This is a genomic window from Arthrobacter sp. UYCu723 (assembly GCF_054059215.1).
The window spans coordinates 4,215,239-4,242,155 of record NZ_JBSSBW010000001.1; the positions used below are offsets into that span (position 1 = coordinate 4,215,239).

Annotated in this window: 26 protein-coding genes; 11 read left to right on the top strand and 15 right to left on the bottom strand. The window is 64.6% G+C overall.

Features of this window, described 5'->3' with window-relative positions; translation table 11 throughout:
- Nucleotide 1 precedes the first annotated feature (1 nt).
- From rhaI to ACVWZ8_RS19695, 7 genes are all read right to left on the bottom strand, one after another.
- Nucleotides 2–1,168 (bottom strand): L-rhamnose isomerase, encoded by a 1,167-nt coding sequence (rhaI, locus tag ACVWZ8_RS19665; protein ID WP_456505560.1) that lies wholly within the window; start codon nt 1,166–1,168, stop codon nt 2–4.
- Between the two features lies 1 nt (nt 1,169).
- Nucleotides 1,170–1,547, bottom strand: a complete 378-nt coding sequence (locus ACVWZ8_RS19670) for an L-rhamnose mutarotase (RefSeq protein WP_426977604.1) — start codon at nt 1,545–1,547, stop codon at nt 1,170–1,172.
- A complete protein-coding gene (locus tag ACVWZ8_RS19675) occupies nt 1,544–2,992 on the bottom strand; it encodes an arabinose isomerase (RefSeq protein WP_456505561.1) in 1,449 nt (482 codons plus the stop codon). Before ACVWZ8_RS19675 ends, ACVWZ8_RS19670 begins: the two co-directional genes overlap by 4 nt.
- Before the next feature lie 111 nt (nt 2,993–3,103).
- Nucleotides 3,104–4,165 (bottom strand): rhamnose ABC transporter substrate-binding protein, encoded by a 1,062-nt coding sequence (gene rhaS, locus ACVWZ8_RS19680; protein WP_456505562.1) that lies wholly within the window; start codon nt 4,163–4,165, stop codon nt 3,104–3,106.
- 71 nt (nt 4,166–4,236) lie between these two features.
- Nucleotides 4,237–5,319 carry an ABC transporter permease gene (locus ACVWZ8_RS19685; RefSeq protein ID WP_456505563.1) on the bottom strand — a complete coding sequence of 361 codons (1,083 nt, stop codon included), beginning with the start codon at nt 5,317–5,319 and terminating at the stop codon, nt 4,237–4,239.
- Nucleotides 5,312–6,364: an ABC transporter permease gene (locus tag ACVWZ8_RS19690; RefSeq protein ID WP_456505564.1), complete on the bottom strand. Its 1,053-nt coding sequence runs from the start codon at nt 6,362–6,364 to the stop codon at nt 5,312–5,314. Before ACVWZ8_RS19690 ends, ACVWZ8_RS19685 begins: the two co-directional genes overlap by 8 nt.
- Nucleotides 6,361–7,905 (bottom strand): sugar ABC transporter ATP-binding protein, encoded by a 1,545-nt coding sequence (locus tag ACVWZ8_RS19695; RefSeq protein WP_456505565.1) that lies wholly within the window; start codon nt 7,903–7,905, stop codon nt 6,361–6,363. Before ACVWZ8_RS19695 ends, ACVWZ8_RS19690 begins: the two co-directional genes overlap by 4 nt.
- 254 nt (nt 7,906–8,159) lie before the next feature.
- Between ACVWZ8_RS19695 and ACVWZ8_RS19700 the strand changes: the two genes are divergently transcribed.
- Nucleotides 8,160–9,170, top strand: coding sequence for a LacI family DNA-binding transcriptional regulator (locus ACVWZ8_RS19700; protein WP_456505566.1), 1,011 nt, complete (start codon nt 8,160–8,162; stop codon nt 9,168–9,170).
- A 661-nt stretch (nt 9,171–9,831) separates the two neighbouring features.
- Nucleotides 9,832–10,608 (top strand): IS30 family transposase, encoded by a 777-nt coding sequence (locus ACVWZ8_RS19705; protein ID WP_456505985.1) that lies wholly within the window; start codon nt 9,832–9,834, stop codon nt 10,606–10,608.
- Between the two features lie 728 nt (nt 10,609–11,336).
- Here ACVWZ8_RS19705 and ACVWZ8_RS19710 read toward each other — a convergent pair.
- A protein-coding gene (locus ACVWZ8_RS19710) for an IS3 family transposase (protein ID WP_456505567.1) occupies nt 11,337–12,547 on the bottom strand; the annotation gives its coding sequence in 2 pieces (ribosomal slippage) (nt 11,337–12,301 and nt 12,301–12,547; 1,212 coding nt in all).
- A gap of 99 nt (nt 12,548–12,646) precedes the next feature.
- Entirely contained in the window at nt 12,647–14,401 is a 1,755-nt protein-coding gene (locus tag ACVWZ8_RS19715) for an IS30 family transposase (protein WP_426975470.1), read from the bottom strand.
- A 463-nt stretch (nt 14,402–14,864) separates the two neighbouring features.
- Here ACVWZ8_RS19715 and ACVWZ8_RS19720 point away from each other — a divergent pair, with 463 nt between their 5' ends.
- The 7 genes from ACVWZ8_RS19720 (at nt 14,865) to ACVWZ8_RS19750 (ending at nt 19,697) form a co-directional block, all read left to right on the top strand.
- Nucleotides 14,865–15,161 (top strand): hypothetical protein, encoded by a 297-nt coding sequence (locus ACVWZ8_RS19720; protein WP_456505568.1) that lies wholly within the window; start codon nt 14,865–14,867, stop codon nt 15,159–15,161.
- 88 nt (nt 15,162–15,249) lie between these two features.
- Complete coding sequence (locus tag ACVWZ8_RS19725) at nt 15,250–15,546, top strand: MmyB family transcriptional regulator (RefSeq protein ID WP_456505986.1); 297 nt, start codon at nt 15,250–15,252, stop codon at nt 15,544–15,546.
- Between the two features lie 259 nt (nt 15,547–15,805).
- A complete protein-coding gene (locus tag ACVWZ8_RS19730; RefSeq protein ID WP_456505569.1) occupies nt 15,806–16,219 on the top strand; it encodes an MFS transporter in 414 nt (137 codons plus the stop codon).
- A 144-nt stretch (nt 16,220–16,363) separates the two neighbouring features.
- A complete protein-coding gene (locus ACVWZ8_RS19735; protein ID WP_456505570.1) occupies nt 16,364–17,464 on the top strand; it encodes an MFS transporter in 1,101 nt (366 codons plus the stop codon).
- Between the two features lie 68 nt (nt 17,465–17,532).
- Nucleotides 17,533–18,576, top strand: a complete 1,044-nt coding sequence (locus ACVWZ8_RS19740) for an NAD(P)-dependent alcohol dehydrogenase (RefSeq protein ID WP_456505987.1) — start codon at nt 17,533–17,535, stop codon at nt 18,574–18,576.
- A 41-nt stretch (nt 18,577–18,617) separates the two neighbouring features.
- Nucleotides 18,618–19,022, top strand: coding sequence for a (R)-mandelonitrile lyase (locus ACVWZ8_RS19745; RefSeq protein WP_456505571.1), 405 nt, complete (start codon nt 18,618–18,620; stop codon nt 19,020–19,022).
- 195 nt (nt 19,023–19,217) lie between these two features.
- A complete protein-coding gene (locus tag ACVWZ8_RS19750; RefSeq protein ID WP_456505572.1) occupies nt 19,218–19,697 on the top strand; it encodes a heme-degrading domain-containing protein in 480 nt (159 codons plus the stop codon).
- 47 nt (nt 19,698–19,744) lie between these two features.
- On the opposite strand, the gene ACVWZ8_RS19755 is transcribed toward ACVWZ8_RS19750, so the two are convergent.
- Nucleotides 19,745–20,608: an SDR family oxidoreductase gene (locus ACVWZ8_RS19755; RefSeq protein WP_456505573.1), complete on the bottom strand. Its 864-nt coding sequence runs from the start codon at nt 20,606–20,608 to the stop codon at nt 19,745–19,747.
- A 100-nt stretch (nt 20,609–20,708) separates the two neighbouring features.
- Between ACVWZ8_RS19755 and ACVWZ8_RS19760 the strand changes: the two genes are divergently transcribed.
- Together ACVWZ8_RS19760 and ACVWZ8_RS19765 are read left to right on the top strand one after the other, a co-directional pair.
- Nucleotides 20,709–21,110 (top strand): winged helix-turn-helix transcriptional regulator, encoded by a 402-nt coding sequence (locus ACVWZ8_RS19760; protein ID WP_456505574.1) that lies wholly within the window; start codon nt 20,709–20,711, stop codon nt 21,108–21,110.
- A 33-nt stretch (nt 21,111–21,143) separates the two neighbouring features.
- Nucleotides 21,144–22,040 carry an MBL fold metallo-hydrolase gene (locus ACVWZ8_RS19765; RefSeq protein WP_456505575.1) on the top strand — a complete coding sequence of 299 codons (897 nt, stop codon included), beginning with the start codon at nt 21,144–21,146 and terminating at the stop codon, nt 22,038–22,040.
- A 285-nt stretch (nt 22,041–22,325) separates the two neighbouring features.
- On the opposite strand, the gene ACVWZ8_RS19770 is transcribed toward ACVWZ8_RS19765, so the two are convergent.
- The 5 genes from ACVWZ8_RS19770 to ACVWZ8_RS19790 form a co-directional block, all read right to left on the bottom strand.
- Nucleotides 22,326–23,069 carry a DUF2306 domain-containing protein gene (locus ACVWZ8_RS19770; protein WP_456505576.1) on the bottom strand — a complete coding sequence of 248 codons (744 nt, stop codon included), beginning with the start codon at nt 23,067–23,069 and terminating at the stop codon, nt 22,326–22,328.
- Between the two features lie 323 nt (nt 23,070–23,392).
- The gene (gene catC / locus ACVWZ8_RS19775) at nt 23,393–23,677 is read right to left on the bottom strand and encodes a muconolactone Delta-isomerase (RefSeq protein WP_456505577.1); all 285 of its coding nucleotides are present in this window, start codon (nt 23,675–23,677) and stop codon (nt 23,393–23,395) included.
- A gap of 75 nt (nt 23,678–23,752) precedes the next feature.
- Nucleotides 23,753–24,607: a catechol 1,2-dioxygenase gene (gene catA / locus ACVWZ8_RS19780; protein ID WP_426977580.1), complete on the bottom strand. Its 855-nt coding sequence runs from the start codon at nt 24,605–24,607 to the stop codon at nt 23,753–23,755.
- A gap of 71 nt (nt 24,608–24,678) precedes the next feature.
- Nucleotides 24,679–25,782 carry a mandelate racemase/muconate lactonizing enzyme family protein gene (locus ACVWZ8_RS19785; RefSeq protein WP_426977579.1) on the bottom strand — a complete coding sequence of 368 codons (1,104 nt, stop codon included), beginning with the start codon at nt 25,780–25,782 and terminating at the stop codon, nt 24,679–24,681.
- Nucleotides 25,779–26,693: a LysR substrate-binding domain-containing protein gene (locus ACVWZ8_RS19790; protein WP_456505578.1), complete on the bottom strand. Its 915-nt coding sequence runs from the start codon at nt 26,691–26,693 to the stop codon at nt 25,779–25,781. Before ACVWZ8_RS19790 ends, ACVWZ8_RS19785 begins: the two co-directional genes overlap by 4 nt.
- Nucleotides 26,694–26,917: the final 224 nt, after the last annotated feature.

Consider the following 26,917-nt stretch of genomic DNA (forward strand, 5'->3'; position numbering starts at 1 on the left):
CTTAGGCTCCCCATCCGGCCTGGTGGCCGCCTTGGCGGTCGGCATTGATTTTCTCCTGGTATCCGCTGGCCGCGAAGGCGGCCATGGGATCCGCGGGCAGTCCGCGGGATTCCCGCCATTCCGCCAGGCCGGGGCGGACATCGGAATAGAACGCGTCCATCAGCACCGCGTTCGCTGCCAAAACGTCGCCGGCGTTCTGCGCGGCGTCCAAAGCCGCGGTATCCACAAGGAGCGCCCGTGCCGTCATTTCCTGGACGTTGAGCACCGAGCGGATCTGGCCCGGGATCTTCCCCTCAATGTTGTGGCACTGGTCCAGCATGAACGCCACCCCGGCGGCCGGCTCCAGGCCGCCTCCCCGAACCACTTCGGTCATGATCCGGAACAACTGGAACGGGTCCGCGGCGCCGACAATCAGGTCATCGTCCGCGTAGAACCGGGAGTTGAAGTCGAACGAGCCGAGCTTCCCGAGGCGCAGGAGCTGCGCAACGATGAACTCGATGTTGGTGCCGGGCGCGTGGTGTCCGGTGTCCAGGCAGACCTTGGCCTTCTCGCCCAGGGCCGCACAGTGCACGTAGGAGGTGCCCCAGTCCGGGACGTCTGTGTGGTAAAAAGCCGGTTCGAAGAACTTGTATTCGAGCACCAGGCGCTGGTCGTCGCCGAGCCGGTCGTAGACCTTGCGCAGAGACTCCGCCAGCCAGTCCTGGCGGGCACGCATGTTGCCCTGGCCCGGGTAGTTGGTGCCGTCAGCCAGCCAGATCTTCAGGTCCTGTGAGCCGGTCATGTTCATGACTTCAAGGCACTCATACATGTGGTCCACGGCCTTTTGGCGGACGGCGGGGTCGCTGTGCGTGAGGCTGCCGAACTTGTAGTCATCGTCCTGGAAGGTATTGCTGTTGATGGTTCCGAGTTTCACGCCCAGCCCGGCCGCATAGTCCGCCAGTGCCTGGTAGTCATCGGCTTTGTCCCACGGGATGTGCAGGGCCACGGAAGGGGCCAGACCGGTCAGTTCGTTGACCTTGGCGGCGTCGCCGAGTTTTTCCTCGATGGTGCGCGGGGTGCCCGGCGTGGCGAACACCTTGAAGCGGGTGCCGGAATTGCCGAACGCCCAGGAAGGCAGTTCGATGCTCTGATGTTCGAGCGTGGTTAAAACGTCGGTCGGGATGGACACGTCAGTCTCCTTTGGAGTTGGTCTGGGTGAGGACGGCCGCGGCGGCGGCCAGCTGGTCCTCGAGGTTGAAAACTTCAGTCAGTTGGAGGAAGCCCGTATCCGGGGCACCGTCGAGGTCTTCGAAGAAGCCGGACATTTCGTTCTGCCAGCGGGCGTTGACGTCCGTGGCTGCCATCCGCGCCTGGGCTTCCGGCAGGTTGTCGGTTTCGAAGTAGCCGATCAGCAGGCCGTCAGCGCGGAGGAAGAGTGAGTAGTTGGACCAGCCGGAGGACTTCAACGCCTGAAGCATCTCCGGCCAGACGGCGGCGTGCCGGCGGGTGTATTCCGGGATGAGGCCGGGTTTCACCTGGAGCTGGAAGCAGACGCGCCGGGTGCTCATGACAGCACCACATGCCGGTGTTCGATGCCCAGCAGGGATGCTGCCGCTTTGATGTCAGCGGCGCGGTGGCCGATGCACAGGGCCCAGTGGTGGCCGATGCCCGTCTGGCTCCATTCGTCCACCCAGACGCCCGGGTCTCCGCCGAAGTCCACGCGGGAAGTGGTGTTGCCGATCGCCAGGAGCGGTCCGGGCACCACAGCGCCCTCGGAAGTGACGAAGACGTAGCTGCCGTCCGGGTCCTGGCCGAGGCCGAACGTGGTGACCGGCCCCTGCCGGACATCGAACTCCACCGAGACGCCCCAGCCGCGTTTGCCGTGGAAGACTCCGAGCCCGCGCAGCAGGGGTTCCTGCGCCGAGACGGCCAGGTGCGCCGGACCGTCGTGGCCCATTTCGACGACGTTGTCGAAGAAGTTCAGGGCCTGGATCTCGGTGAACGACCCGCCGGCGCCGATGGCCTGCGAGGCCAGCATGGCGATGGAGGTCCGCAGTTCGAATTCCCCGGCCATCGGGATCCCCCGGGCCGTGAGGATGGAGGAGCCCAGGATCATCCCGGCTCCGAGCCGTTCGTGCTGTTCACCGGCGAGTCCTCGGTGGTAGTACGCCACGGAATCGAGATCGAAGTCCTCCACCAGGCGGTCCAGCCCGACGGAGACCTTTGCGCCCCACGCGAAGTCGTCGTCGTTCACGGAGTCGTCCAGCACAAACAGTTCGCGGGCCAGGTCAAGCCGTTCGGCCACCTCGGACCCGGTCACCGCGTTCACGCGTTCGCGCAGGTCATCGAATTCCAGCACCTCAACATGGGAGCCGAACGTGGTCGAGACCGTGGTCAGGTCAGTGGCGACATCCAGCATGCCGGGATAGAGGTGGCCCATGAGCCCGTGGCGGGCGTTGCGCAGCCGGGCCCGGACGCCGGCGGCGTGGACCCACTGGGCGATCCGTTCCCACGCGGATTCCTGCTTAAGGTGTCCGGACACGGAGCGGAAGTCGATTCCGGCGCGGCGGAAGACGTTGGCGACCTCCGGTACGGGGCATTGGCCGCAGTAAGCCAGCCACTTGCCGGTGTCGAAGTTGGTGTGGTCCATCGCCTCGGTCGGCTGCAGGTCGATCACCAGGACCGGGGTCTTGGCGCGCTGGGCGATGGGCAGCACCATGGACGATGTCAGGTACGTCGTCAGGAAGATGACGATCAGGTCGCAGTCGGCCACGCGCAGTTTTTCGCCTGCCGCGGCCGCTTCCTCGGCGTCGGAGATAAAGCCGGTGTCGATGACGTCGGCGTCGAGCCCCTGGAACCGGCCGGTGACGTACCGGACGGAGTCCTGCAGCTGCGGCAGCAGTTCAGGGAACTGCGGCCAGTAGGCGCCCAGGCCGCCGGAGACCAGTCCGATGCGGGTAGGGCGGCGCCGGTGCGGCTGCAGCAGCCGGGCGGCCGATTGTTTCGCGTTCATGTGAGGGGGCCTTCCGGCATGAAAAAGGGAACTCTGGTCTCTGAAGCGGGGAGTGAAGGAGTGGAGGTGCCGGGCGGACTTTCAGCGGCCCGCCCGGCTGCCTGGTTTCGGTTAGAAGTTGTACTTGTCGATGTTCTCCGTGTTGAAGACGGTCGGCGGACCGACGATCACGAGTCCGCCTTTTTCGACTTTGCGTTCGCCGAGTTCGCCGGCCGTGAAGGTGTCTCCTTCGGCGCCGGTCATCTTGCCGTCCTGCAGAGCCTTGCCGGCGAACGCCGCAACATAGCCGAGCTGGGCGGGATCCCACAGTGCGAATTCCTTGACGGTTCCGTCCTTGACGAACGGGCGCATTTCATTGGGCAGGCCCAGTCCGGTGAGGGCTACGTTGCCCTTGTAGGCGGACGTCGAGAGGTACCGGGCGGTGGCCGCGATGCCGACCGTGGTCGGGGAAATGATGCCCTTCAGGTTCGGGTGCGCCTGCATGAGTCCCTGCGCCTCCTGGAAGGACTTGGTGTCGTTGTCATCGCCGTAGACCTTGGCCACGAGTTTGATGTCCTTGTACGCCGGGTTGGATGCCAGCTCCTCCTCCATGAACTTGATCCACGCGTTCTGATTCGTGGCGTTTGCAGTAGCCGACAGGATGGCGATTTCACCGCTGCCGCCAATCTGCTCGGAAATCAGTTTGGTTTGGATCAGGGCCACGTCCTTGGCCACCACCTGGCTAATGAACACGTCGCGGCAGTCGGGGTTGGCGTCCGAGTCGAAGGCGACAATCTTGGCGCCGGGTGTCCGGGCTTCCCCCAGGGCCGTGCAGACGGCGTCCGGGTCATTCGCCGCGATCACAATGACGTTGGTGCCGGCCTGCGTCTCGGCATTGATGAAGGACACCTGGCTGGACGCGGACGCTTCGAGCGGTCCGACGACCTGGGAGGAGGCGAAGCCCGCATCGGTGGCGCCCTTCTTCCCGCCGCCCAGGACAACGTCGGTGTACGGGTTGTTCAGCTGCTTGGGGATGAACGTGATTTTCAGGTCCCCGCCCGCTGCCGGGCTGCTGCCACCGGCAGATCCCGAGCCGCTGTTGCAGGCTGTCAGCGCCAGCGCGGCCACGGCGGTAATGGCCGCCAAGGTCGCCAAACGGCCGGTCCGGCCTGTGTTCTTGCGGTTCAACATCATTGTTCTTCCCTTTTCCTCGATCGGTAGGTAAATCCGGTCCCGGGTGGGCACGGTTGCGGGTGGGCAGGTTTTTAGGGGGTCTTGCGGGCGAAACTTCGGCGGACCCGCCGGGTGTGCCGCCATTGTTTGATGGCCGAGCCGACGCTTGGGGCCACCACGGAGAGGATCAGGAGCAGCCCGGTCACGGTGATCAGCACAACGTCCGACACGCGGGCCAGCCGGAGGGCGTAGTTGAGTGTCCCGATCAGCAGAACGCCGGCGATGACACCGGGGATGGACCCCTTGCCGCCGAAGATCGACACGCCGCCAAGGAGCACAGCGGCGATGACTGCCAGTTCCAGGCCGGAGGCGTTGTCGCTGCGCGCGCTGGTGTAGCGCAGCGTCCAGTAGATGCCCGCCATTGCCGAAACGGCGCCGGACGCTACGTAGAGCCAGAATTTGCTGCGGGCCACGTTGATGCCCACAAAACCGGCGGCTTCCTTGCTGTAGCCCATCGCGAAGAGCCCGCGACCGAAGGGCGTGAAGTGGAGCAGGACCCCGAAGAAGATCATCACCAGCACGACGCCGATCATGACTGTCGGGATGCCGGTGCCGCCGAGTTTGGAGGTGAAGAACGTCGTGAGGGGCTTCGGGAAGTTGGCCACGGCGTTGTCTCCGATGATCACGAGAGCCAGGCCCCGGAACAAGGCCAGGGTGCCGATGGTGACCGCCAGCGACGGCAAGCCAAGGACGGCGATCAGGAAACCGTTGAACATTCCGGCCGCTATTCCGGCCAGCAGGCTGATGGCGAGCACCAGCCAGATGTCCATGCCGCCGGCCCAGAGGACACCCATCAGGGCGCTGGTCAGGCCAGCGGTGCTGGCGACGGAAAGGTCGATTTCGCCGGTAATGATGACCAGCGTCATGGGCATCGCTATCAGCAGGACCGGGATCACATCCAGGAGCAGGAATCCGGTGGTGACCGGTGAGGCGAAGCGCGGGATGGCGATAGCTGCGTAGATCAGGAACGCGGCCAGGGCGTAGATGGTGATGGCGTCGCGGCCGGTCAGGATCCGCGCGGCGCCTGTCCGGCCCTTGGGTTCGCTGGCCAGCGGCTTGGTACTGTCAGCCACGGGAGCCGGGGCCGCGCTGGTGGTCGATGTGGTCTCAGACATTGCGAGCCTCGCTTATCCGCAGTTTCCTGGCTGTGCGCAGGCTGGCCACGCGGTCGATGATGATGGCGGTGAGGATCAGCACGCCGACGATGGCCTGCTGCCAGAACTTGTCGACCCGCAGTGCGGTCAGGGAGCTGGTGATCGTGGTCAGGAGCACGGCGCCGAGGGCGGCCCCCGCCACGGACCCGCTGCCGCCGAAGATGGCCACGCCCCCGACGACGGCGGCGGCAACTACCGTCAGTTCCATGCCGGTGCCAGTGGTGGCGCCGACCGAGTTGAAGCGGCTGGCGTACAGCACGCCGGCCAGGCCGGCCAGCGCCCCGTTGGCCAGGAAGGCCAGGAATACCCGCTTGGAGACCTTGATCCCGAAGGCGGTAGCCGCATCCGGGTTCTCCGAGCCGATGGCGTACAGGTCCCGGCCCGGACGGGTGCCGGCCATGTAGACCGCCACGGCGATGACGACGACGATGGCGAGGAGCGTGATGATGGGGAACCCGAGCACGGTGTCCACCGAGAGGGCGCCGAAGGCGTCCGGCCGGTCGCCGGCGAAGAACTGCTTGCCGCCGGCCCAGGCGTTGTTGAGACCGCGGAACACGTAGAGGGTGCCGAGGCTGATGACGAGGGCGGGGACCTTGGCCACCGTCACCAGCAGGCCGTTCACTGCGCCCAGCAGTGCCCCGAAGGCCATCCCGATGCCGAAGACGGCGACGATCGGCAGATCAGGCATGGCCGAGAAAACGAAGCCGGTGCCGAAGGCCACCAGGCCCAGCATGGAGCCGACGGAGAGGTCGATGTTCCGCGTGATGATGAGCAGGGTCTGCCCCGCTGCCAGGATCATGATGATGGTGGCGTTCAGGAGGAGGTCCTTCACACCCTGGGGCGTGAGGAACAGCGGGTTGATCAGGTAGGTGACGAGCACCAGGAGCGCCAGCGCGATCAGCACCGGCAGTTCGCGCAGCCGCAGCACCGAAGCCATGGTGCCCCGCGCGCTGGCGGCGGCGGGCGCCGTCGTCGTTGCTTTCTTATGGTCCAGAGCTGAGCTCACGGGGTTCCTCCTGCGGAAGACGTTGCTGCGTGCATGACCGACTCGGGATTCGCGCCTGCCCGGTCAAGTTCCGCGGTGATGCGGCCCTCCCGCATGACCAGGACCCGGTCCGCCATGCCGAGGACCTCCGGCAGTTCGGACGAGATCATCAGAATGGCGATGCCCCGGCCGGCGAGGTCGGATATGAGCCGGTGGACCTCGCTCTTGGTCCCGACGTCGATCCCGCGGGTGGGTTCGTCGATGATGAGCAGCCGGGGGTCGGTGGCCAGCCATTTGGCAAGCACTACCTTTTGCTGGTTTCCGCCGGAGAGCGTGGAAACGGCGTGCTCCTGCGAGCCGGTCTTGACCTGGAGCCGCTTGCTCCAGTCCTGGGCTGCACGGCGCTCCGCTGCGCCGTTGATCAGGCCCGCCGTCGCAAACTTGTTGCGCAGGGTGAGGGTGACGTTCCGGGCCACGGACAGGTTCATGACGAGGCCCTGCTTGCGGCGGTCCTCGGGAACGAAGCCCATCCCAGCGGTGATCGCCGCCTGCGGATCCCGTGGCTTGAGTTTCCGGCCCTCGAAGCTGATCTCGCCGGCGTCGTAGGGATCGATGCCGAACACGGCGCGCGCCACCTCGGTGCGCCCGGCTCCGACGAGGCCGGCCAGCGCGACGATCTCTCCTGCACGGACCTCGAAGCTGATGTCCCGGAAGACACCGGCACGGCTGAGCCCGTCCACCTTCAGGACCACATCCCCGATCTCCGCCGCTGTCTTGGGGAACAGGGCTCCGATGTCGCGGCCAACCATCTCCCGGACGATCTGCTCCACCGTCACGTCTGCGGTCCGGTGGGTGGAGATGTACCGGCCGTCCCGCATCACGGTGATCCGGTCGCACAAGTCAAAAACCTCGTCGAAGCGGTGTGAGATGAAGAGGATCCCGGTCCCCTTGTCCCGGAGGCTGCGAGCTACGGCAAACAGCCGCTCCACTTCCACGCCGCTGAGGGCGGCGGTGGGTTCGTCCATGACCAGGACTTTCGCGTCCAGCGAGATGGCCTTGGCAATTTCGATGATCTGCTGGTCCGCGATGGACAGGCCCTCGGCGATGCGTTTGGGGTCGATGGGGACACCGAGCCGGTCGAACAGCTTGTGCGCCTCCCTGACCATGGTGGCCTTGCTGATCAGTCCAAACCGTCCCTTGGGCTGGCGGCCGATGAAAATGTTCTCGGCGACGCTGAGGTCGGGAAAGAGCGTGGGCTCCTGGTAGATCACGGAGATCCCGGCGGCCTTGCTCTCGCCGACATTGCGGAACTGGACGCTCTCCCCGCCAACCCGGAAGTCCCCAGAGTCCGGGTGGTGCAGGCCTGCCAGGATTTTGACCAGGGTGGACTTCCCGGCGCCGTTCTCCCCGACCAGCGCGTGTACTTCGCCGGCCTGGATTTCAATGGTGCCGTCGGCCAGGGCGACCACGGGGCCGAAGGTCTTGGCGGCGTGGGAGAGGGAGAGGACCGGCCCGGATGAATCCCCAGCGGGACCGGATCGGGAACTGTTTGTCTGCTGCATAGATTAACCGCACCTTTGGGGCTTAGTGAACAACGCAATGAATCGTTTCATAACGTGCTGTGATTTGAATCATAGGGGTTCGGACCGGTGTCGTCAACAGGGCTCAACCGTCCGCATCGCATCATTTTGATTCGTTTCATTTGAAAGGGTTCAAAACTGGCTTCGGACGGTATCCTGAAGAGAGTATTTTGCGCACTTCCGCCCCGCCCGTCCCTCTTTCGCGGCGGCGGGGTCCACTTTCAGGAGCTCACGAAATGGTTTCAGCCAGCGTCAAGGACGTCGCGGCACTGGCCGGCGTCTCCGTCGGGACGGTCTCCAACGTCCTGAACCGGCCGGAAAAGGTCTCTGCCGACGTCATGGTCCGGGTCCAGTCAGCCATCGACAAACTGGGCTTCGTACGAAACGACGCCGCCCGCCAGCTCCGGGCCGGGATGAGCCACAGCATCGGCTTGGTGGTGCTCGACGCCGCAAACCCCTTCTTCACGGACCTGGCCAGGGGCGCCGAGGACCGCGCCGCCCAGGAGCATTTCACCGTACTGGTGGGCAACAGCAATGAGGACGTGGAACGGGAATCTGCCTATCTGGATCTCTTTGAACAGCAACGCGTCCGCGGGGTCCTGCTCTCACCCGTGGGGAACGTGATCCCTCGGCTGGAACAGATGCGGAGGAGGGGCATCCCCACAGTGCTCGTGGACCGCCAGACTGACAACCTGAGCTTTTCCTCCGTCGCTGTGGATGATCTGGCCGGTGGAGAAATGGCCGTTGCGCACCTGCTCTCCCTCGGCCGCCGGCGGATCGCGTTCGTCGCCGGACCGGTCAGCATCCGACAGGTGACGGACCGCCTGTCCGGGGCACTTAAAGCCATGGAAATGGTCAGCGATGCAACCATGGAGGTCGTCGAAACAGAATCGCTGACGGTGCTCTCGGGCCGGGCCGCGGGCGAGGCCATCCGCCACCGGCCCGCGGCCGACCGCCCGGACGCGATCTTCGCGGCCAACGACCTCCTCGCCGTAGGAGTCCTCCAGGGCCTGATGCTCATGGGCGGTGTGCGCGTGCCCGAGGAGATAGCCCTGATCGGTTACGACGACATCGAGTTCGCGGCCGCCGCCGTCGTGCCGCTCTCGTCCATCCGGCAGCCGAGCGCCCTGATTGGCTCCACAGCTTTGGAGCTGCTGCTGCGGGAGGCCGTCGCCGAGCCCGGGTTTGAACCCAGCCAGGTGGTGTTCCCGCCGGAGCTGGTAGTCCGGGCATCCACCCTTGCTTGAGGCGATGCCGGTCCCGGCTCCGCGAGGCACCCGCCTGATCGATCACGAATGCGCTGCCGGGCGAGGCGGGAAACGTTTGTCTCCGGCATCACGTGAGAGCATAGCTGGCCGCGGTTCGATGGGAACCGATACGCAGTCCCTCCCCCGGACACGTCATATATTCCGAGGACTTCGCCTCCGGACTTCCCCACGTGCGCTGGATATCACCGGGCAACGAACTCACCCGCCAAACGCCCCGAAGGCTCCCTCATCACCGGTGGCGGCACTGATACCGCCCCCATCCTGGCAACCAGGGTCCCTGACTTTCTGTGGAGTGCCCGCGCGACGATCAACCCCTCGCCGGACGCGATCGTGCGGCTCTTGCTCCGGGTCGACGACTCACACTGGTATGCCGTCGAGGCCGACCAGCGCCACGTACCGGCAGTAGCGCGGATCGGACAACTGCAACAGGAACTGGGAACGATGCCCTGGGAGCCGTCCGCGGGCCCATTGCAGCTTGAGATTGCCCGCACCGATGCACCCCTTGCCGGACAGCGCGGTTTCTCACCAACGTCGCAACACCCGACTGAAAAAGGTGCTTTTTATGGGACGTTCGGCGCGTCGTTTGCGAAAAATGGGGCCCGCAGGCTTGGTTGATAAGCGGCCCGGATATGTTCAGCTCATGAAAGACGGGCATTCGAACTTAGCGGCATGCAGGATCCTCGGTATCAGCCGGAACACGGGGAGTCGGTGGCTGAACGGACGCGACGGCGTAGCCGGCTTGCGGCAGCAAGGTCTGGATCCTCGGCGGCGGCTTCCTGTTCCCGCAGCAAGTGGGTCCAGCCGTTACCTGTCAGAAGACGAACGAGTGTTCATCGCGGACCGTTTGCTGGCACGGTCAAGCCTTCGGTCCATTGCCCGGGAGCTGGGGCGCTCCCCATCAACTGTCCTCAGGGAGCTGGCCCGCAATCGCCCTGACGCGAGACGCTATCACCCCTTTCGTGCTCAGAAGATGGCCCAGGGCAGACGCCCAAGACCTCGACTGTCCAAATTGGCCGGTGACGGCGATCTGCGGGAGTTTGTTGTAGAACGCCTGGCGCAGCGGTGGAGCCCGCAACAAGTCTGCCAAGCACTGAAGAAGCGGTTTCCCGGTGAGCCGATCAGGCATCTGGCCCATGAAACGATCTATCGTGCGCTCGACAAACTGAGCATTCAGCCCGTTCCGTCCGGCTCCGCCCGGCTGTTGCGTTCCGGAAAGTTCAATAGGCGGCCACGCTCGCGTACCAAGGTCAAGCCGCCCAACTACATCAGCGATGCCCTCAAGATCGGCGATCGGCCGGCCGATATTGCCACACGAGAGGAAGGGGGCCATTGGGAAGGGGACCTCGTGCGCCACGAGGCGCTGTTTTACCGAGCGGAGGTGGAAGACCTTCGCCTTTGTGCTGTCGCAGCAGCATGAAGAAGCTGGGGGCAGCCTGACCCGAGGAAACACCGGGAAGGGTGGCAAGCAGCCCCGACAACGCCGGGACGGACCAGCACTACTGAATGGGTCGGGTCCGGCAAGCAAGGCAGGAAGGTGTACGAGAGGAACCAGTGCTAAAGCTCCTCAAGTCTCCCGCCAGCTCAAATTCGGTGGATATGGGCTGGCCTGCGATGCGCACCGCCCCCTCATTACGGCGCGGGAACTTGGATGTCGGTTAAGGTCGTTGGCATTCGAGGCCACGGTGAAGGCCTGCGGCGTAGCCGTGGCGATATCGCAGGGGCATAGCTGGGCGCCTCACCTGCCAATCGGTAAACAGTGAACGTGGGAACCATCGTGTGTCTCCCGGAGCAGTTCGCCGCAGACCATCGACCCCCACGACTTCACCGAAGCCGAAGCCATCGCTGCCGTCGCCCACATCACCAACGGCAACTTCCGGCTCATCCAATGCCTCTTCACCCAAATCACGCGAATCCGAGACATCAACCAGCTCAACAGCATCACCAAAGAAGTCGTCGAAGCAGCCCGCGAAACCCTGCTCATCGGCACCTGAACGCGCCACATAACGCCGCCAAATACACGCCAAATACTGTAGAAATTACAACCCCGTCCCGTAAGACGCGTCCGGTGAAGGGGCCCTATACGGGAGGCGGATTCTAAGGGTTGCGGTCGTCAAGTTTTTGAGACAGTTTCGTAGTTGATTCGGGTTACGCGGCCAGGGTTTCCGGGTCGCAGGTTTGATGGGTAGCAAGGGCCGCTGTCGGAGGGATGCCGCCGGCCCTTCGGTTTGGCCGACGGCGGTTGTACCAGCCCTCGATGTATTCCATGACAGCGGTCCTCGCGGCAAGCCTGCTGCCGAAGGTGTGCTGGTGGTACATCTCGGTCTTCAGATGCGAGAAGAAATTTTCGGCGACAGCGTTGTCCCAGCACACCCCGACGGCTCCCATGGACTGGGTAACACGGTTCCCTCCACACCATTTCTGGAATTCGTCAGAGGAGTATTGGGGGCCGCGATCTGAATGAAAAACGACTGTTCCCCCGGCGAAGTACCCGTGGTCACGGGCCATTCCCAGCGCGTCGGTACACAGCCTGGCGCGCATGTGATCGGCCATGGCCCAGCCGATGACCATGCCCGTGCACAGGTCGATCACGGTGGCCAGGTAGAGCCAGCCCTCGCCGGTGCGCAGATACGTGATGTCCCCGCAGAGCCGGGTCCCGGGCACCAAGGAGGTGAAGTCCCGTTTCCCCTTTTGGTCGAGCATGTGATTGCGGATGTGCGCGGTCTTCGCCTGTGGGTCCTGCACGGTGGTCTGCTTCCACGCCCTGGTGCGTACGGCCCGCAGGCCCTGCTCGCGCATGATCGCCCCGACCGTCGGAGCGGCGACCTGCACGCCCTTGGCATTGAGCATCAGGGTCAGCTGGTCACGGCCGGCACGGCCCTTTTCCTGCTCGAACAGGTCAGTCACCTCGGCAACCAGGCGCTGGTGCCGGAGGGCCCGCGGAGACGGGCCCTCGGGGCTGCGCCACCGGTAGAACGAGGCCCGGGAGACCTTCAGGGCCCGGCACAACCAGACGATCGGGTGGTTCGCCTTCTCTGCTTCGATGAACTCGTAGAAATCCTCTACCGTTGCTTCGCTGCAAAGAAGGCGCTGACTTTTCCCAAAAAATCGACGTCCTGCTTCAGCTTGGCAATCTCAGCCAGCGCCTTCTGGTGCTCTTCCCAGGACACCGGCGCCTTCTCCTCGCCAGCGGTGAACCGTTCCGGATGATCCTCCCGGTACTTGCGCACCCAGTTCCCCAGCGTGCCTTCCAGGACGCCTATATCGAGGCACACCTGTGCGATCGGACGGCCCGAGGAGATCACCAGCTCAACGGCTTCGTCCTTGAACTGCTGCGTGTACTTCTTACGATCGGTCATGCGAGAAAGGGCTCCTAACAAGCTGTCTCACAAAACCATACGGCCGCAGGTCGACGCAACAGATGCGTGATATCGGGACGTTTTCCCGGTGTTTTGAGGCTACCGCAAAGCGGCGGACGGCGCGGTACGTTCGGCTTTGAATCGTGCTGCCGGGGTGTCGTAGGCGAGGGTCTTCCGTGGCCGTTCGTTGAGTTCACGCATCACGTAAGAGACGTGCTCAACGCTGTGAACGGCGAGGTTGGTGCCCTTGGGGAAATATTGGCGGGCCAGCCCGTTGAAGTTCTCGTTCGCGCCGCGCTGCCAGGGGCTGGAGCGTTCGGCAAAGTAGACCGCAACCCCGGTCTTCTTCGTTAGTTCCTCGTGCCAGGCCATTTCCACGCCCTGGTCCCAAGTGAGTGTTCGCTTCAGATGAGGTGGCAGCGTCGCGAACGCGCTGATGGCGGCCGCGTTGACGCTCGCAGCGGTGTGATCCAGGGGCAGATTCACGATGATGCCGTACTGGGTTTTCCTTTCCCTGAGTGTCATCATCGCCGAGACTGACCCGACACCGACGATGAGGTCCCCTTCCCAGTGGCCGGCCTCTAGACGGGTTTCGACCTCGGCAGGCCGTTGGTCGATCATGGTCATGTTGCGGATCCGTGATCCCTGCCCGGTGCGGGTGCGCCAGCGCGTCTTGCGGATCCGACGACCGGTGCGCAGCTTCGTGGCATACCGCTGGTGCAGGCCGTGGCCCTCACGCAGCAGCAATGCCCGGTAGATCGTTTCTGGGCATAACCGCATCGCCTGGTCATCGGGGTATGTCTTCTTCATCCACCCGCATATTTCGTCCGGCGACCAGAAACGGTTGAGTTTGCGTTGCACGAGGGTGCGCAGCCGGGCGTTGGCAACGAGCTTATGCACTTTCGGTCGGGCCCGTTGCAGCCGGGCGTCGTGATCGGCAGTGCGGGGCAGGTAGAGGCCCTGAGCGTCCCGATGACGGTCCAGTTCCCGTTTGATCGTGGAGGCGTGACGGCCCAGTTCCACCGCGATGCGCCGCATCGAGTGCCCCAGCCGCAGCAGGTCCGCGATCCGCAACCGCTCCCGCGCATCCAGGTAGCGGCCCGCGGTTACGGATGGAACTCTGATGGGTGGGATCTGGAAATTGCTGGCTCGACGTAACTGCGTCCCCGTTCTTCTGTGCATACCAAGAAGTCTGCATGCTTCTGCGTTGCTTACCCCGTTGCGCATCAGCTGCCAATACTTCCCGGCCCGTGCCGCGCGGTGTTGCTGCGCCTCTGAGAGCACCGCACCGAGCATCTGGTCTGCATAACGGCTGGAGGAGAGAACAGCGGCGTGCTGCGCCGCCGTCGCCGCATTCCGCTCTTTCGATTGTCGCGATAGTCGTTCGCGTTCGAAGTTCAGGCTGAGGCGGTCCGTCAGGCGCAATTGGCGCTGGCACCGCCTAACGGTCACTTTGGACTGACGTAGCTGGTCGAAGCGATTGTGCATCCACCGATACGCCGTTGAACGGCTCACTCCCGCTGTCTTAGCTGCCTCCCCAGGGCTTTTCCCGCGATCAAACGCCGCCCAAAAGCTGGCCTCCTCGTCGACGTTAACTCGAAGATGATGGCGGTCTTTGACCTGGCCGACGTCCGCTTCCCACGCCACGAGCCGGGACGTGGTGAACCCAAGCTCCGCTGTCGTCTCGCTAGGAGTCTTGCCGTCGCGACGCCGTTGCAAGTATTCCTCGCGCAGCAAGCGGTAGCCGACCTCTTTATCAATGCCAGCTTGGCGGGCGGACGGTTTGAGACCATGCCCGTGCTTTACCGAGGCAAGAAACCGGATGCCTGCTGCTGACGAGGAACTGAGATACATGTCGAACCACCTTGAAAGAAGGTGTTGCTTCGATCAACAGAATCCCGCGGACACCTTTCAGGGCTCTAGAAACGTCTGACGATGACGCAGCATTCGGTTGAACCCCTCGATCGTTTGGCGCACGCCGGCAGCGCCTTCGAAGGCTAAACAGGGGATTCTGATACCTTCAAATCGAACCTGTTGCGACGATGGTTGGAAACCGCCCAGCCAGGAAAGAACACCGGGCCCGATGAAGTCTCCCTCCGTTTTCGGCAGGGTCAACAGTTGGCTAGCATTGCCCGGCTGGACGGCCGGTAGCTCTTCAGCGAAGTCGCAGGCGGGCTCACCGGACGGGTGGTCGGCGTATCGGTCAACCGAGGCAGCGCCGTCCTGGAACGCTTCGACTACACCGCCACTTGACACCCCAGCTGGCAGAGGCTAGGACTTGCCTTGTTCGAGTCCAACCACCAGCCTAGGAGCAGACATGGAGACCACGGCCTACGGAATTGTGCACTTCTTCCCGGGAGGCACCAAGGAGCAGTACGAGGCGTCACTTGCCGCTGTCCATCCAGGCGAGGGGCTCCTGCCGGAGGGCCAGATCTTTCACGCCGGCGGCTCGTCCGCGGGTGGATGGACGATCATGGCCGTCCATGAAACGAAGGAGAGCTGGGAGAAATTCCGCGACACGATCCTCATGCCCCGGATGCAGCAGGGCATCGAGGGCGGCTTCGCCTCTCCGCCCGAAGAGACTGTCATCGATCTCTACAAGGTCATGCCCTAGCGCAGCAGTGGGGATAGACAGGTACCGGCAGGGCCTCCCACGTTCGCGTGACTTCTTCCAGGACTGGGAGGGCTCTGCAAACGGTCTCGTGGCCAACCTGCGCACGGAGGCCGGCCGAAACCCGCCCGGCCGCGCCCTCTCGGACCTCGTCGGCGAACTCTCCACCCGCAGTGAGGAGTTCCGCACGCGGTGGGCGGCACCGAGCCGGGTTCCGCCTCACAGGACGCGTTGCGCCTCCTCGCCAGCTGGGCGGCGACCGATGACGATGAGGCCGCCGCGCTCCGGAGGGATGTATCCTCCGGTACGACGAGCACAGACGGAGGAGCAGCAAGTCCCCGTCCGCAGCCTGCCGACTGACACTGCATCTGGGAGGTACTGCCCGTAACCGGATCAACAGGATCTCCCGCGCAAGGAAAATTCTCGGTTTTCCGGATACAGGCCAGCCCGTACCTGAACCAGGCAGTCGCCCATAGTAGCGGCGCAGTGCGGGCCGATTCGTCCCCAACGAAGGATCTGGAAACACATGACCGACAAGGTGTCCCCCTCCCTGGCCCTCACGGTGGTGTCGCGATGAGCACCCAAACCGCCGCTTCAACGAGGCACGCCAGAAGCCGGTCCTCGCCATCATCCTCGCCAGCTACTTGATGATCGACGTCGACATCTCGATCGTCATTGCCGCACTGCCGGAGATCCGCGCGGAGCTGGGGTTCTCGACCACAGACTTGTCCTGGATCCAGAACGCCTACACCCTCGCCTTCGGCGGATTGCTGCTGCTGGGGGCCCGGGCCGGTGACATCCTCGGGCGGCGCCGCATGTTCGTGCTCGGGCTGGCGCTGTTTACCGTCGCCTCACTGGCCGTCGGTCTTGCGCTCTCCCCCGCCTGGCTGCTGACGGCCCGTGTGCTGCAAGGCGTCGGCGCTGCCACCCTCGTCCCCCGACGCTCGCCCTGCTCTCGACGGAGTTCGCCGAAGGACCGGAACGCACCCGCGCCGTCGCCGCTTGTGCCTCCGTCGCGGGCATCGGTGCCAGCCTCGGCCTCGTCCTCGGCGGAATGCTGACCGATCTGCTCTCGTGGCGCGTCGGGTTCTTATCAACGTGCCCATCGGCGTCGTCCTGTTGATCGCCGGACCGCGCTTCCTCCCTGAAACCGAAGGGCGTCCGGCAAAGTTGATATCGGCGGCGCTGTCACCTCCACCCTCGGCATGAGCGCGCTCGTCTACGGCATCGTCCGGTCCGCAACGGCGGGATGGACCGAGCCTGAGACCCTCACCGCGGTAGTTGCCGGCGTCGTCCTGCTCGCGCTCTTCGTACTGGTCGAGTGGCGGGCGAAACAGCCGATCATGCCGCTGTGGCTCGTCGCCGACCGCGAGCGGGCCGGAGCCTACGCGGTCCGTGTGTTGTTCCTGGGGGCGATGGTCGCCTTCTGGTTCTTCACCTCGCAGTTCCTCCAGAACGTGAGCGGATTCAGCCCGCTGCTCGCCGGGGTCGCGTTTCTGCCGACAACGCTGGTGAACTTCGCGGCGGCCACCGGTGTCCCCCGGCTGACACGGCGGTTCGGCAATGCGCCCCTGCTGGCCGGTGGCCTTGCCGTGGCCCTGATCGGCATGTTCTGGCTCAGCCGCCTTAACGCCGACACGCCCTACCTCACCGGCGTCGCCCTCCCGATGATCCTCATCGGCATGGGACAGGGCGCCGCGCTGGGACCGCTCACGTCCTCCGGAATAGTCCGTGTGGGGCCGCGCGACGCCGGTGCAGCCTCGGGCGTGGTGAACGCCGCCCATCAACTCGGCGGCACCCTCGGCATCCTCGTTGCCGTCGCCGCACCTGCCGGCTCGGCATCCACGGCCCCGCTTCCCTGGCCCAGGGCACATCGGCCGCCTGCACCGTTGGCAGCGTCATGCTCGCCCTGGCCGCCCTGCCCGTCATGGTGCTCATCGTTCCTGCCCGGCAGCATCCCGCGAAAGCCGGGTAACCGGCCACGACGGCGGGGCGGATACCGGCTGCCGCTCGGGAGGGGTACTGCCAGTACCCGTATCAGCAGGGACTCCCGCCCGCGCTCTTGTGCCTGTTTACTGGATAGGAAGCCACGCGGGCCGCCGACGGCAGCTGGAACCAACGTCCGCCGATCCCCACTCAGACGACTGCAAAGGATTCTCATGCGAGTGACAGTCATGTACGGCGCCGGAGACGTGCGCGTGGAAGATGTGCCCGGCGCGGCCATCAAGGAACCGGGCGACGGCGTGCACCCCGGCTACCGCGCCATGGCCAGCCGCGAGGCACTCAAGGTCCTCGTTCGCCCCTGACCCTTCCGGAATAGCCGCGCCCCCGAATCACCTAACCTATGAACCAATCAACCAACACTGGAGAATCATTGTTTACCGTCAACGCTTACGCCGCCCCCTCCGCGACTGAAGCCCTCATCCCGACCACCATCAACCGCCGGGACGTCGGCCCGCACGACGTCCTGATCGAGATCAAGTTCGCCGGCATCTGCCACTCGGACATCCATACCGTCCGCGGCGACTGGGGCCCCCAGTCCTACCCGCTCGTTCCCGGCCACGAGATCGCCGGCATCGTCACCGAGGCCGGCCCCAAGGTCACCAGGCACGCGGTCGGCGACCGCGTCGGCGTCGGCTGCATGGTCAATTCCTGCCGTGAATGCGTCAACTGCCGTGCCGGCGAGGAACAGTACTGCCTCGCGGGGAACACCGGCACCTATGGTGCTGTCGACCGTGACGGAACGATCACCCAGGGCGGCTACTCCACCCACGCCGTCGTGACCGAAGATTTCGTCGTCGCCATCCCCGACGGAATCGAGCTCGACGTCGCCGCGCCGCTGCTGTGCGCGGGCATCACCACCTACTCCCCGCTGCGCCACTGGGGCGCCGGCCCCGGCAAGAAGGTCGCCGTCGTCGGCCTCGGCGGCCTCGGGCACATGGCCGTCAAACTCGCCCACGCCATGGGCGCCGAGGTCACCGTCCTGTCCCAGTCCCTGAAGAAGCAGGAAGACGGACTGCGCCTGGGCGCGGACCACTACCACGCCACGAGCGACGCCGGGACCTTCGAGACGCTCGCGGGAACCTTCGACCTCATCGTGAACACCGTCAGCGCCCCCATCGACATCAGCTCCTACCTGCAGCTGCTCACCCTCGACGGCGCCCTGGTGAACGTGGGAGCGCCGGCGGAGCCACTCCCGGTGAACGTGTTCTCCCTCATCATGGGCCGCCGGTCCTTCGCCGGATCCGCGATCGGCGGCATCCGCGAAACCCAGGAAATGCTTGATTTCTGCGCCGAACACCACCTCGGCGCAGAAATCGAAGTCATCCCGGCCAGCAAGATCAACGACGCCTACGAACGCGTCCTGGCCTCCGACGTGCGGTACCGCTTCGTGATCGACGCCTCGACGCTGAACTAGCGGCAAACACCCGCCCGCATATCAACCCAGAAGGAGACACATTGGAAATCGAGCCCAAGCAGCCGAGTGTCAAGGGCCCGGCCGCAATGTTCACCGGCGATGTCTGGTTCGACGTCATTGCCGCCCAGCAGCCCGAACCGTCCCGTATGCGCGTCAACGCGGTGCACTTCGCCCCGTGCGCACGCACCGCCTGGCACTCCCATGCTGTCGGCCAGACCCTGCACGTCACCGAGGGCGTCGGACTGGTCCAGTCCCGCGGCGGCGACGTCGTCGTGATGAAGCCCGGCGACACCATCTACACCCCGCCAGGTGAATGGCACTGGCACGGCGCCGCACCGGATCACCTCATGACCCACCTGGCGATGTGGGAAGCCCTGGGTGAGGGCCAGGGGCAGGAAACCCAATGGGGCGAGCATGTCAGCGACAAGGAATACGGCATGAAGTAGCACCCGCCGCGGGCAGCGGGGGGTCCCTCCGGCAGGAGGACCCTCCGCTGCCCGCGGCCGCTCCCAACCGGTCCCATCCACCAACATGAAAGTCGCCACTCATGATCCAGGAACAGCCCGGGCCGAGGTCCGGACCGGAATCAGAATTTGATCCGGACTCCCCCGCGGAACAGCCGGAATCCTCCCTCAGGTCCCTTGATCGACCGCATCGAAGACGAAATGGCGACCCTGCAGTTCAGCAGCTTCAGCCAGACCGAGGCGCTCGCCCTTGGACTGCTCCTCGTGGAGATAGGCACCGCACGAAACCTCGCGATAGCGATCGACATCCGCAGAAGTGCACACATTCTCTTCCACGCTTCCCTGGCCGGAGCAACCCCGGACAACGAGATCTGGGTCGAACGAAAAAGCCGAACAGCGGAACAGTACGCAGAGCCATCGCTTCTGGTCGGCCTGCGAGGACGACTCGGCGGCGGGAGAATCGAGGACAACGGCTGGTTCGATCAGTCGCGCTATGCCGCACACGGTGGAGCATTCCCCCTCTATGTGAGGGGAACAGGACCCGTGGCAACAGTCACGGTTTCCGGGCTGCCGCAGAAAGCGGACCACGATCTTGTCGTCGAGGCACTGACCTCATTCGGACGCACCACCGAGCGCAACCACCAGCCTGACCGGTGAGCTGATACCAGGATCCCGCTCCCTCCATAGGCCGGCGCTCCGGACACTTAACACCCAGCGGCGGCCGCACGCACGGCTTCGCGCATAGGCGTGGCTGGCCGGCCAATGAGCTTGCTGAGGTCTCCACTGGTCACCAGCAGCTCACTGCGCGCGATGCCGAGGTCGCTGTCGGCCAGGATGGCTGCATAGGCCTCCGGCAGCCCGGCACCCACCAGCACCTCCGTATACTGCTGCACCGGCAGATCCTGGTACTGCACTGGGCGTTGGGTGGCCGCACTGACTTCCGCGGCCAGCTCGGTCAGGGTGAACGACTGGTCGCCTCCGAGCTCGTAAACCTTTCCGGCTTGGTCCTCCAGCAGCAGTACAGAAGCGGCAGCCTGGGCGTAGTCGGCACGGGTAGCGGCACTGACCCGGCCGTCCCCGGAGCTGCCGAGCACGGCTCCGTGCTGGAGGTAGGTGGCAAGTTGTCCGGTGTAGTTCTCCAGGTACCAGCTGTTGCGAAGCAACGTGAACGGAACACCAGAATTCTGCAGGGCCATTTCCGTGTCCTGATGCTCGGCTGCCAGCTTCATCCCGGCCCGGTCGGCGTTCGCGATACTGGTGTAGGCGATCAGGCCCACGCTGGCCTGCTTTGCGGCCTCGATCGCATTCCGGTGCTGCTCAACGCGCTGGCCGACCGCGGTGCCGGAAACGAGCAGTACCTTGTCCGCGCCCGCGAACGCCTGGCGCAGGGAAGCCGGGTCGTCGAAATCGATCGGCCAGACCTGGACGCCGCGGTCTGCGAGGTCGGCGAGCTTGGCGACGTTCCTGCCCGCGGCCACGAGCTGTCCGGCAGGGACGTTGTGATTCAGGAGTGCTTCAACGACAAGGCGGCCGAGCTGTCCGGTGGCGCCGGTGATAACGATAGTCATGGTGGTCCTTTCACCGATGGGAGGCTGATACCCATGGCAACTGCACCGCAAGCCCTTTGCTTCCCAAAAGAGAGTACGCACTTTCAGGTAAGGTACTGATATGAAAGTAAGTACAGCGCCCACCCCATCAGCTGGCCCGGGGTTAGATGAGATCTTTCCCGCTGGTTGTCCCAGCCGGACGGTCCTTGACCACGTTTCCAGCAAATGGGGCGTGCTGATCCTGGTGGCGCTGTCGAAAGGCCCACACCGCTGGAGCGAGCTTCGCCGCCGGGCCGAGGGCATCAGCGAGAAGATGCTGGCCCAGACCCTTAAGACTCTGGAAGGTGACGGGTTCATCCGCCGCGATGCCCAGCCCGTCATCCCTCCCAGGGTTGACTACAGCCTCACCGGCCGTGGCCACGAACTTGTCGCCCTGCTGCTCCCGCTGGTCACTTGGATAGCCGAGCACGCCACCGAAATCGTCACTGTCCGACGTCCCGTAGAGTCCGATCCCAGAGAATGATTCCGCAGCACTTCCGAATGAGAGAATCGCGTTGTGACTGATCTTGACCTTGATGTCCGCTGGTTTGCCGGCGCCCGGTCCCGCCGGGGCAGGGGCGCCTCCCCGATCCAGGTCCACAGGGCGGCGCCGGATACCGTCATTCTCCGGCAGAGCATCACGGACAATTACGAAGCGCCGTTCCTCTACCTGTTGTTCGGCAAGGACCGTGCCTTGCTTCTGGACACCGGTGCGACGGCGGACGCCACGACGTTTCCGCTGCGGGAGACAGTCGACGCGCTCATCGAGGCGTGGCTTCTGGACCAACCCAACGCGGCCTTCGAACTCATCGTCGCCCACTCGCACGCCCACGGTGATCATGTCGCCGGGGACGGGCAGTTCGCTGATCGGCATGGCACCCGGGTGGTGGGCCATTCGGTCGGGGACGTTGCCGGGTTCTTCGGCCTGGACGACTGGCCGCACGGGGCGGCGGAGTTGGACCTCGGCGGCCGCGTACTGGATGTGATCCCGACGCCGGGGCACCATCCCTCCTCAGTCACCATCTACGATGCGATAACCGGAGCCCTACTGACCGGAGACACGGTCTACCCGGGCCGGCTCTATGTCCGGGACTTTCCGTCCTTTGAGGCCTCCATCGACACCCTCTGCGCGTTCAGTGCGGAGCATCCGGTGAAAGCTGTCCTTGGTGCACACATCGAAATGCCGACCCAGCCGTTCGGCGACTTTCCGCTCGGCTCGACCTGGCACCCTGACGAGGCTCCCCTGCCACTGACGGTCCGGGATCTGCACGCGATCAGGGACGCGGCCGCCGCGGTTGCCAACCGGCCGGGCGCACACCGGTTCTCCAACTTCATCATCTGGAACGGTCCGTGCCGGCTGGAATCTGCGGTCCACTTCGGCCGCCTCCTCCTGTTCCGGCTCTGTCGCCGATAGCCAATCCCGCTGGTTGCGTCCAGCATTTCGTGCCGCGCCGGTTTCCGGTCGATCACCCGCAGCCGCCTCCGGCGGGCGGAGGCTTTCCCTTGTTTACCTGAAAGTCCGCGCGACCCGTGGCCTTCGCCATGACCACGGTTAGTAATGACGGCCGTGTGTCCGGGGAGAGCCGCGGTCAGGTTCTCGGCTGCCCCTAACCATGAACAGTCGCCGAAGAACTCAAGGGCGGCGCGTTGACTCAGGGAAGAAGCCCCCGCTCGCCCCCTGATCCGTTTCCCCAATGTTTTAGGGCCCGCGATGTCCGACGCCGGGCACCGCGGACTGAAGTCCCGGTTGGAGACCGCGGGTGCGGGACGCCCTCGAAGCCGGGTGGGAGCGCCGGTAGATGACATACTCGGCCACTGCCAGATTGATCAACCAGGCCGTGCCCAGGAGGACAGCCCGTGTCAGCTCGTCAGTTGGGCCGACAAGCAGCAGCCAGGGGATGCTCACGAGGGCCTGCGTCCCCGCCGCGACGCCGATTGCATAGCCGCGGGTCATCCACGCGCTGTGCCGCACGAAGTCCCGGCGCCGGATCGCAACGAGCCCCAGAACGATGCTCGCCACCATTGCCGAACCGAAGATCAGCCGCAGGACCAGGAGTATGACGCCGTCGCCGGCCGGGAGGGGGTAGAAGACCGCCATCCATAAGCCGGAGAGGGCGGCAAGCAGGCCGGCGGGGATGAGGATGCCTCCGGCGATGCGGTGCCAGCCGCGTCGGCCTCGAAGAGAGGGAACGAACTGGAACGCCCCGAGCATGCTGTAGACGGTGACACAGACAATGTGCGTCACCACGGGGACGGGAGAGGCGAAGAACCGCGCGTTCTGCGGTGTGATCGCGGCGCCGCCCGATAACTCGGTCAAACGCATTGCCCCGAATATCACCGGGATAAGGCTTAGGAGGATCAACGCGGTGGGTACCGGCCACTGGGCCCGGCGCCTCGATCGAGGACCTGCGGGCGTGCGGACGATGATGGATTCCGTTGGCATGGCGGGCCCTCCGCTTCGGTGATGTACGGCGTACACCTTATGAGCCCAACCGTAGGTGTACGGCGTACACTTGTCAATGGGAGGGTGCTAGGGAAAGCCGCATTCTGTTGAACACTCTGGGCCATCCCGATGTTCCTGCTGATCGACACACGTTCGCCTCGTGCTGCTGCGGGACTCACACTTCACGGGCTTCCCGACCGTAGTTTCAAGGGCGTCAAGGGACGAGCGCCGAAGCCCGCCCGCCGCTGACATGCCCCGATGAACTCGCCCCCGCCACGTCGGCCCCGAAGGTCGATGACCGGGCGGAGGCGGCAGCCGGGGCGTTAGACGAGGGCGATATCCGAGGGATGCATGGCCAGGGGTGTTACCTCGATCTTCATGTATGGGAAGAGCGGCAGCCGCCAGAGGATTTCATGCAGGTGCTCGTTGTCCTTGGCGTCGAAGATGCTCAGGTTGGAGTATTGGCCGACGCAGCGCCAGATGTGCACCCAGACGCCGGAGCGTTGCAGCTCCTGTGAGTAGGCCTTCTCGCGCGCAAGGGTGTCGGTTTTGACCTGTGGATCCATCTCCACGGGTATGTTTACATCCATTTTCACAGCGAAGAGCACTTGAGTACCTTTTACTTTCTTGTTGGCAGGAGCCAGGCGGCTGGCCCTGCGTATGTACAGGGCCAGCCAGCCTGATTAGGCGGGGTCCAGGACGAAGTTGTACGTGACCTCGTTGCCCCCGCCGCCGGCGGCGGGCGTCGGATCAAGGATGAGCTCGGGCTTCACCGCGGAAGCGATGTCGTCAGAGATGTGCTCGTCGCCCTTGAAATAGAGCTGTGTGGTGATGGGCAGGTGGCCGGGCGCGGACACGATCAGGTGCAGGTGCGCTGGGCGCCAGGCGTGCCACCCGGCCGCGGCGATGAGCTGCCCGCAGGCGCCGTCGGTGGGGATCTGGTATGGCGCGGGCTGCATCGTGCGGATGTTGAAGCTGCCCTGACCGTCGGCGACAACGGTCCCGCGGAGGTTCCATTCGGGCAGACCCGGGGCGTACTGGGAGTAGAAACCGGCGTCGTCGGCGTGCCAGATCTCCACGTGCGCTCCGGCCAGCGGCTGACCGGACAGGTTCGTGACCTGGCCTTGGAAGGACAGCGGTGTGCCGGCCTCGTCCCCGCGCATCGGCAGGGTCGCCACCGCGGGCAGCTCGGGGGCGTTCGGCACGTAGTACGGGCCTTCGATGGTTCCCTTGCTGCCGTGGCGGTTCTCGTTGGCGACTTCCTCGACGGAGTGTTCTATCCAGACGTCAAGGAACAGCGGCCATTCCCCGTCCTGGCCGACCTGGATTAGCCACGCCTTCAAGGCGTTGTATTCGTCGTACGTCACCTTGTGGCGCCGGATCGTGTCATTGACGGCGTTGATCACCCCGGAGGCGAGCAGGTTGACACGCTCCTTGCTGGCCTGAACGCCGACCTTCTTGTTTTCCCTGAATCGTTCAGTCGCCGACGCGCCCGAAGCCGCGGCGGTTGCCTGCTGCTCGCTGAGTTCCTGTGTCATTTCATTGCTCCTAATTTCTGTGCTGTTCCCGGCGGTTCCGTCGGGACGGGATTATTTGGGTGGCGCCAGGGCTAAGTGTCCTGGCGGTATTTGGTGAGTTTTTCCGGGTCAATTTCGATGCCCAGACCGGGCTTTTGACTGATGGCCAGGATTCCGTCCGTGATCTGAAGCGGTTCGGCCAGCAGATCGTCCTGCATGTCCAGGAAGTTGGACAGTTCGCCGGCACGCTGGGTGGTCAGTTTGAACGCAGAGCCGAAGGCCACCGCGCACGCAGTGCCGATCTGGCTGTCAATCTGGTTGCCGATAACCACTTCTACGCCGAGTCCCTCGCACTGGTACAGGACGCGCTGGGAATAGGTGAATCCCGTCCGTGCCGTTTTGATGCTGATCGCGGTTGCGGATCCGCCCAGCAGTTCCTTGGTGACCTCCCCCGGCCGCACTGCGCTCTCATCGGCCACAAACGGGATACGGCTCTGGGTGACCAGCCAGCGGCGTCCCAGAACATCATCGGCGGGGCACAATTCCTCTGCCAGGGTCAGGTCCAGATCATCCATCGCCCGCAGTGCCCGGGCAGCCTCGGATGCCGTCCAGCCGCGGTTGCCGTCGACATACAGTTCGACGTCGTCCCCGAGCCCCGCACGCAGCGCCCGGCAGACCTCGACGTCGAGCATGAACGGCTTGCGGCCGACCTTGACCTTGAAGGTGGTGATGCCGTACTCGGAGCGGATCCGCTCGGCTTCGGCCACCATCTCCGCCGGCGGGGCAAAGCCGACCATGTGCGCAACCCTCATGTGGTCCGTGTAACCGCCCAGCAGTTCCGTGACCGGACGGTTCAGGGACTTGCCCAGGATGTCCCAGATGGCCATGTCTACCGCGGACTTTGCCGTCGGGTTGCCCACCGTGCGGTTCATCCGCTCGTGAATGACTTCACGCTGCAGGCAGGACAAGCCGATGATGGCGGGCGCAATGATATTGCCGACGACGTCGATGATGGAGGCCTGTGTTTCGCCGTAGGTGAAGGGCCTCGGCGGTGCCTCGGCCTCGCCGACCAGACCGTCCTCCGTGTGCACGCGGACCAGAACATGCTCCGCTACGCGGACCTCACCGCTGGCAAAGCGCAGCGGCTTCTTGTATGGGATGGCGAACGGAATCGCCTCAATTTTGGTGATTTTCACGCGGTTTCCCCGATGCTGTGGTTGGACATAAAAACATTGCTTGACGCCAGGACTTCCAGGAGTCTGGCCAGCAGCGGCAAGGGGTCGTTTTCCCGCCAGGCCAGCGCGAGGTCAATCATGGGTGCATCATCCACAGCTACGAACGCGACGCCGTCGAGCCGGAACGAGCGGACGGAATCCGGCACGAGCGCCACCCCAAGACCGCCGGCAACCAGGGACAGGACAGTGGAAGTCTTGGTCGCCTCATGCTCACTGCGGACAACGAACCCTGCTTTGAGGCAGGCGTGCACCACCGCGTCATTGACCACGGACCCCGAACCGGCGGGGTACATGATGAAACCTTCGTCCCTCAGCTCCGCCATGCTCACGGATTCCCGCCGGGACAACCGGTGCTGAGCAGAGACGATCAGCACCAGCGGCTCCCGGCCGACGAGCCGGGAGGAAATCCCCGGGGTCCGCGTTGGCGGCCGGAGGAAGGCTACGTCCAGCTCGGAATTGGCCAGCGCCTCCTCCTGCTCCGGTGTGAGCATCTCGGTGTGGATGTCCAGGGAAACACCCGGCATTTCGGCCTTGACGATGCGGACGAACTCCGGCAGCTGCCGGTACGACGCCGAGCCGGTGAATCCGACCCGGAGCCCGCCCAGCTGGCCGTCGCCGAACCTCTTGACTCGGTCTACCGCCTCATCCACGGACTTCAGGATCCGCAGGGCGTCGTCGTAAAACACGGCGCCGGCGGGGGTGAGGCTGACATTGCGGGTGGTGCGGGCCAGAAGCTCAACACCGATTTCCGCCTCAAGGGCCCGGATTTGCTGTGACAGCGGGGGCTGGGCCATGTGCAGGCGCTCGGCGGCCTGGCCGAAGTGGAGCAGCTCGGCGACAGCAACAAAATAACGCAGATGCCTTAGCTCCATTGCCTCACTCCCAAATCTTGTGTGCTACGGGACACACTCATGCCCGGCTCCCAGCGTACGAGCAGTCATTGAGGTTAAACAAATACTCATAAATGCAGAATTGATACTTCCTGCATCTCAATAAAACCCTTGGTCGACCCTAGGCATAACCCCAGTGTGATGCACGCCACCCCCTGTGACACTGAAACGAGACCCGTGAATTGCCGATCCTATTCGGCGCCTAT

Coding starts and splice junctions, on each gene's coding strand:
- ACVWZ8_RS19790 (WP_456505578.1), bottom strand. CDS start 26,693: ATGGAGCTAAGGCATCTGCGTTATTTTGTTGCTGTCGCCGAGCTGCTC.
- ACVWZ8_RS19685 (WP_456505563.1), bottom strand. CDS start 5,319: ATGTCTGAGACCACATCGACCACCAGCGCGGCCCCGGCTCCCGTGGCT.
- ACVWZ8_RS19735 (WP_456505570.1), top strand. CDS start 16,364: ATGAGCGCGCTCGTCTACGGCATCGTCCGGTCCGCAACGGCGGGATGG.
- ACVWZ8_RS19730 (WP_456505569.1), top strand. CDS start 15,806: ATGATCGACGTCGACATCTCGATCGTCATTGCCGCACTGCCGGAGATC.
- ACVWZ8_RS19770 (WP_456505576.1), bottom strand. CDS start 23,069: ATGCCAACGGAATCCATCATCGTCCGCACGCCCGCAGGTCCTCGATCG.
- rhaS (WP_456505562.1), bottom strand. CDS start 4,165: ATGATGTTGAACCGCAAGAACACAGGCCGGACCGGCCGTTTGGCGACC.
- ACVWZ8_RS19705 (WP_456505985.1), top strand. CDS start 9,832: ATGAAAGACGGGCATTCGAACTTAGCGGCATGCAGGATCCTCGGTATC.
- ACVWZ8_RS19715 (WP_426975470.1), bottom strand. CDS start 14,401: ATGTATCTCAGTTCCTCGTCAGCAGCAGGCATCCGGTTTCTTGCCTCG.
- ACVWZ8_RS19760 (WP_456505574.1), top strand. CDS start 20,709: ATGAAAGTAAGTACAGCGCCCACCCCATCAGCTGGCCCGGGGTTAGAT.
- ACVWZ8_RS19755 (WP_456505573.1), bottom strand. CDS start 20,608: ATGACTATCGTTATCACCGGCGCCACCGGACAGCTCGGCCGCCTTGTC.
- catA (WP_426977580.1), bottom strand. CDS start 24,607: ATGACACAGGAACTCAGCGAGCAGCAGGCAACCGCCGCGGCTTCGGGC.
- ACVWZ8_RS19700 (WP_456505566.1), top strand. CDS start 8,160: ATGGTTTCAGCCAGCGTCAAGGACGTCGCGGCACTGGCCGGCGTCTCC.
- ACVWZ8_RS19720 (WP_456505568.1), top strand. CDS start 14,865: ATGGAGACCACGGCCTACGGAATTGTGCACTTCTTCCCGGGAGGCACC.
- ACVWZ8_RS19695 (WP_456505565.1), bottom strand. CDS start 7,905: ATGCAGCAGACAAACAGTTCCCGATCCGGTCCCGCTGGGGATTCATCC.
- ACVWZ8_RS19675 (WP_456505561.1), bottom strand. CDS start 2,992: ATGAACGCGAAACAATCGGCCGCCCGGCTGCTGCAGCCGCACCGGCGC.
- ACVWZ8_RS19670 (WP_426977604.1), bottom strand. CDS start 1,547: ATGAGCACCCGGCGCGTCTGCTTCCAGCTCCAGGTGAAACCCGGCCTC.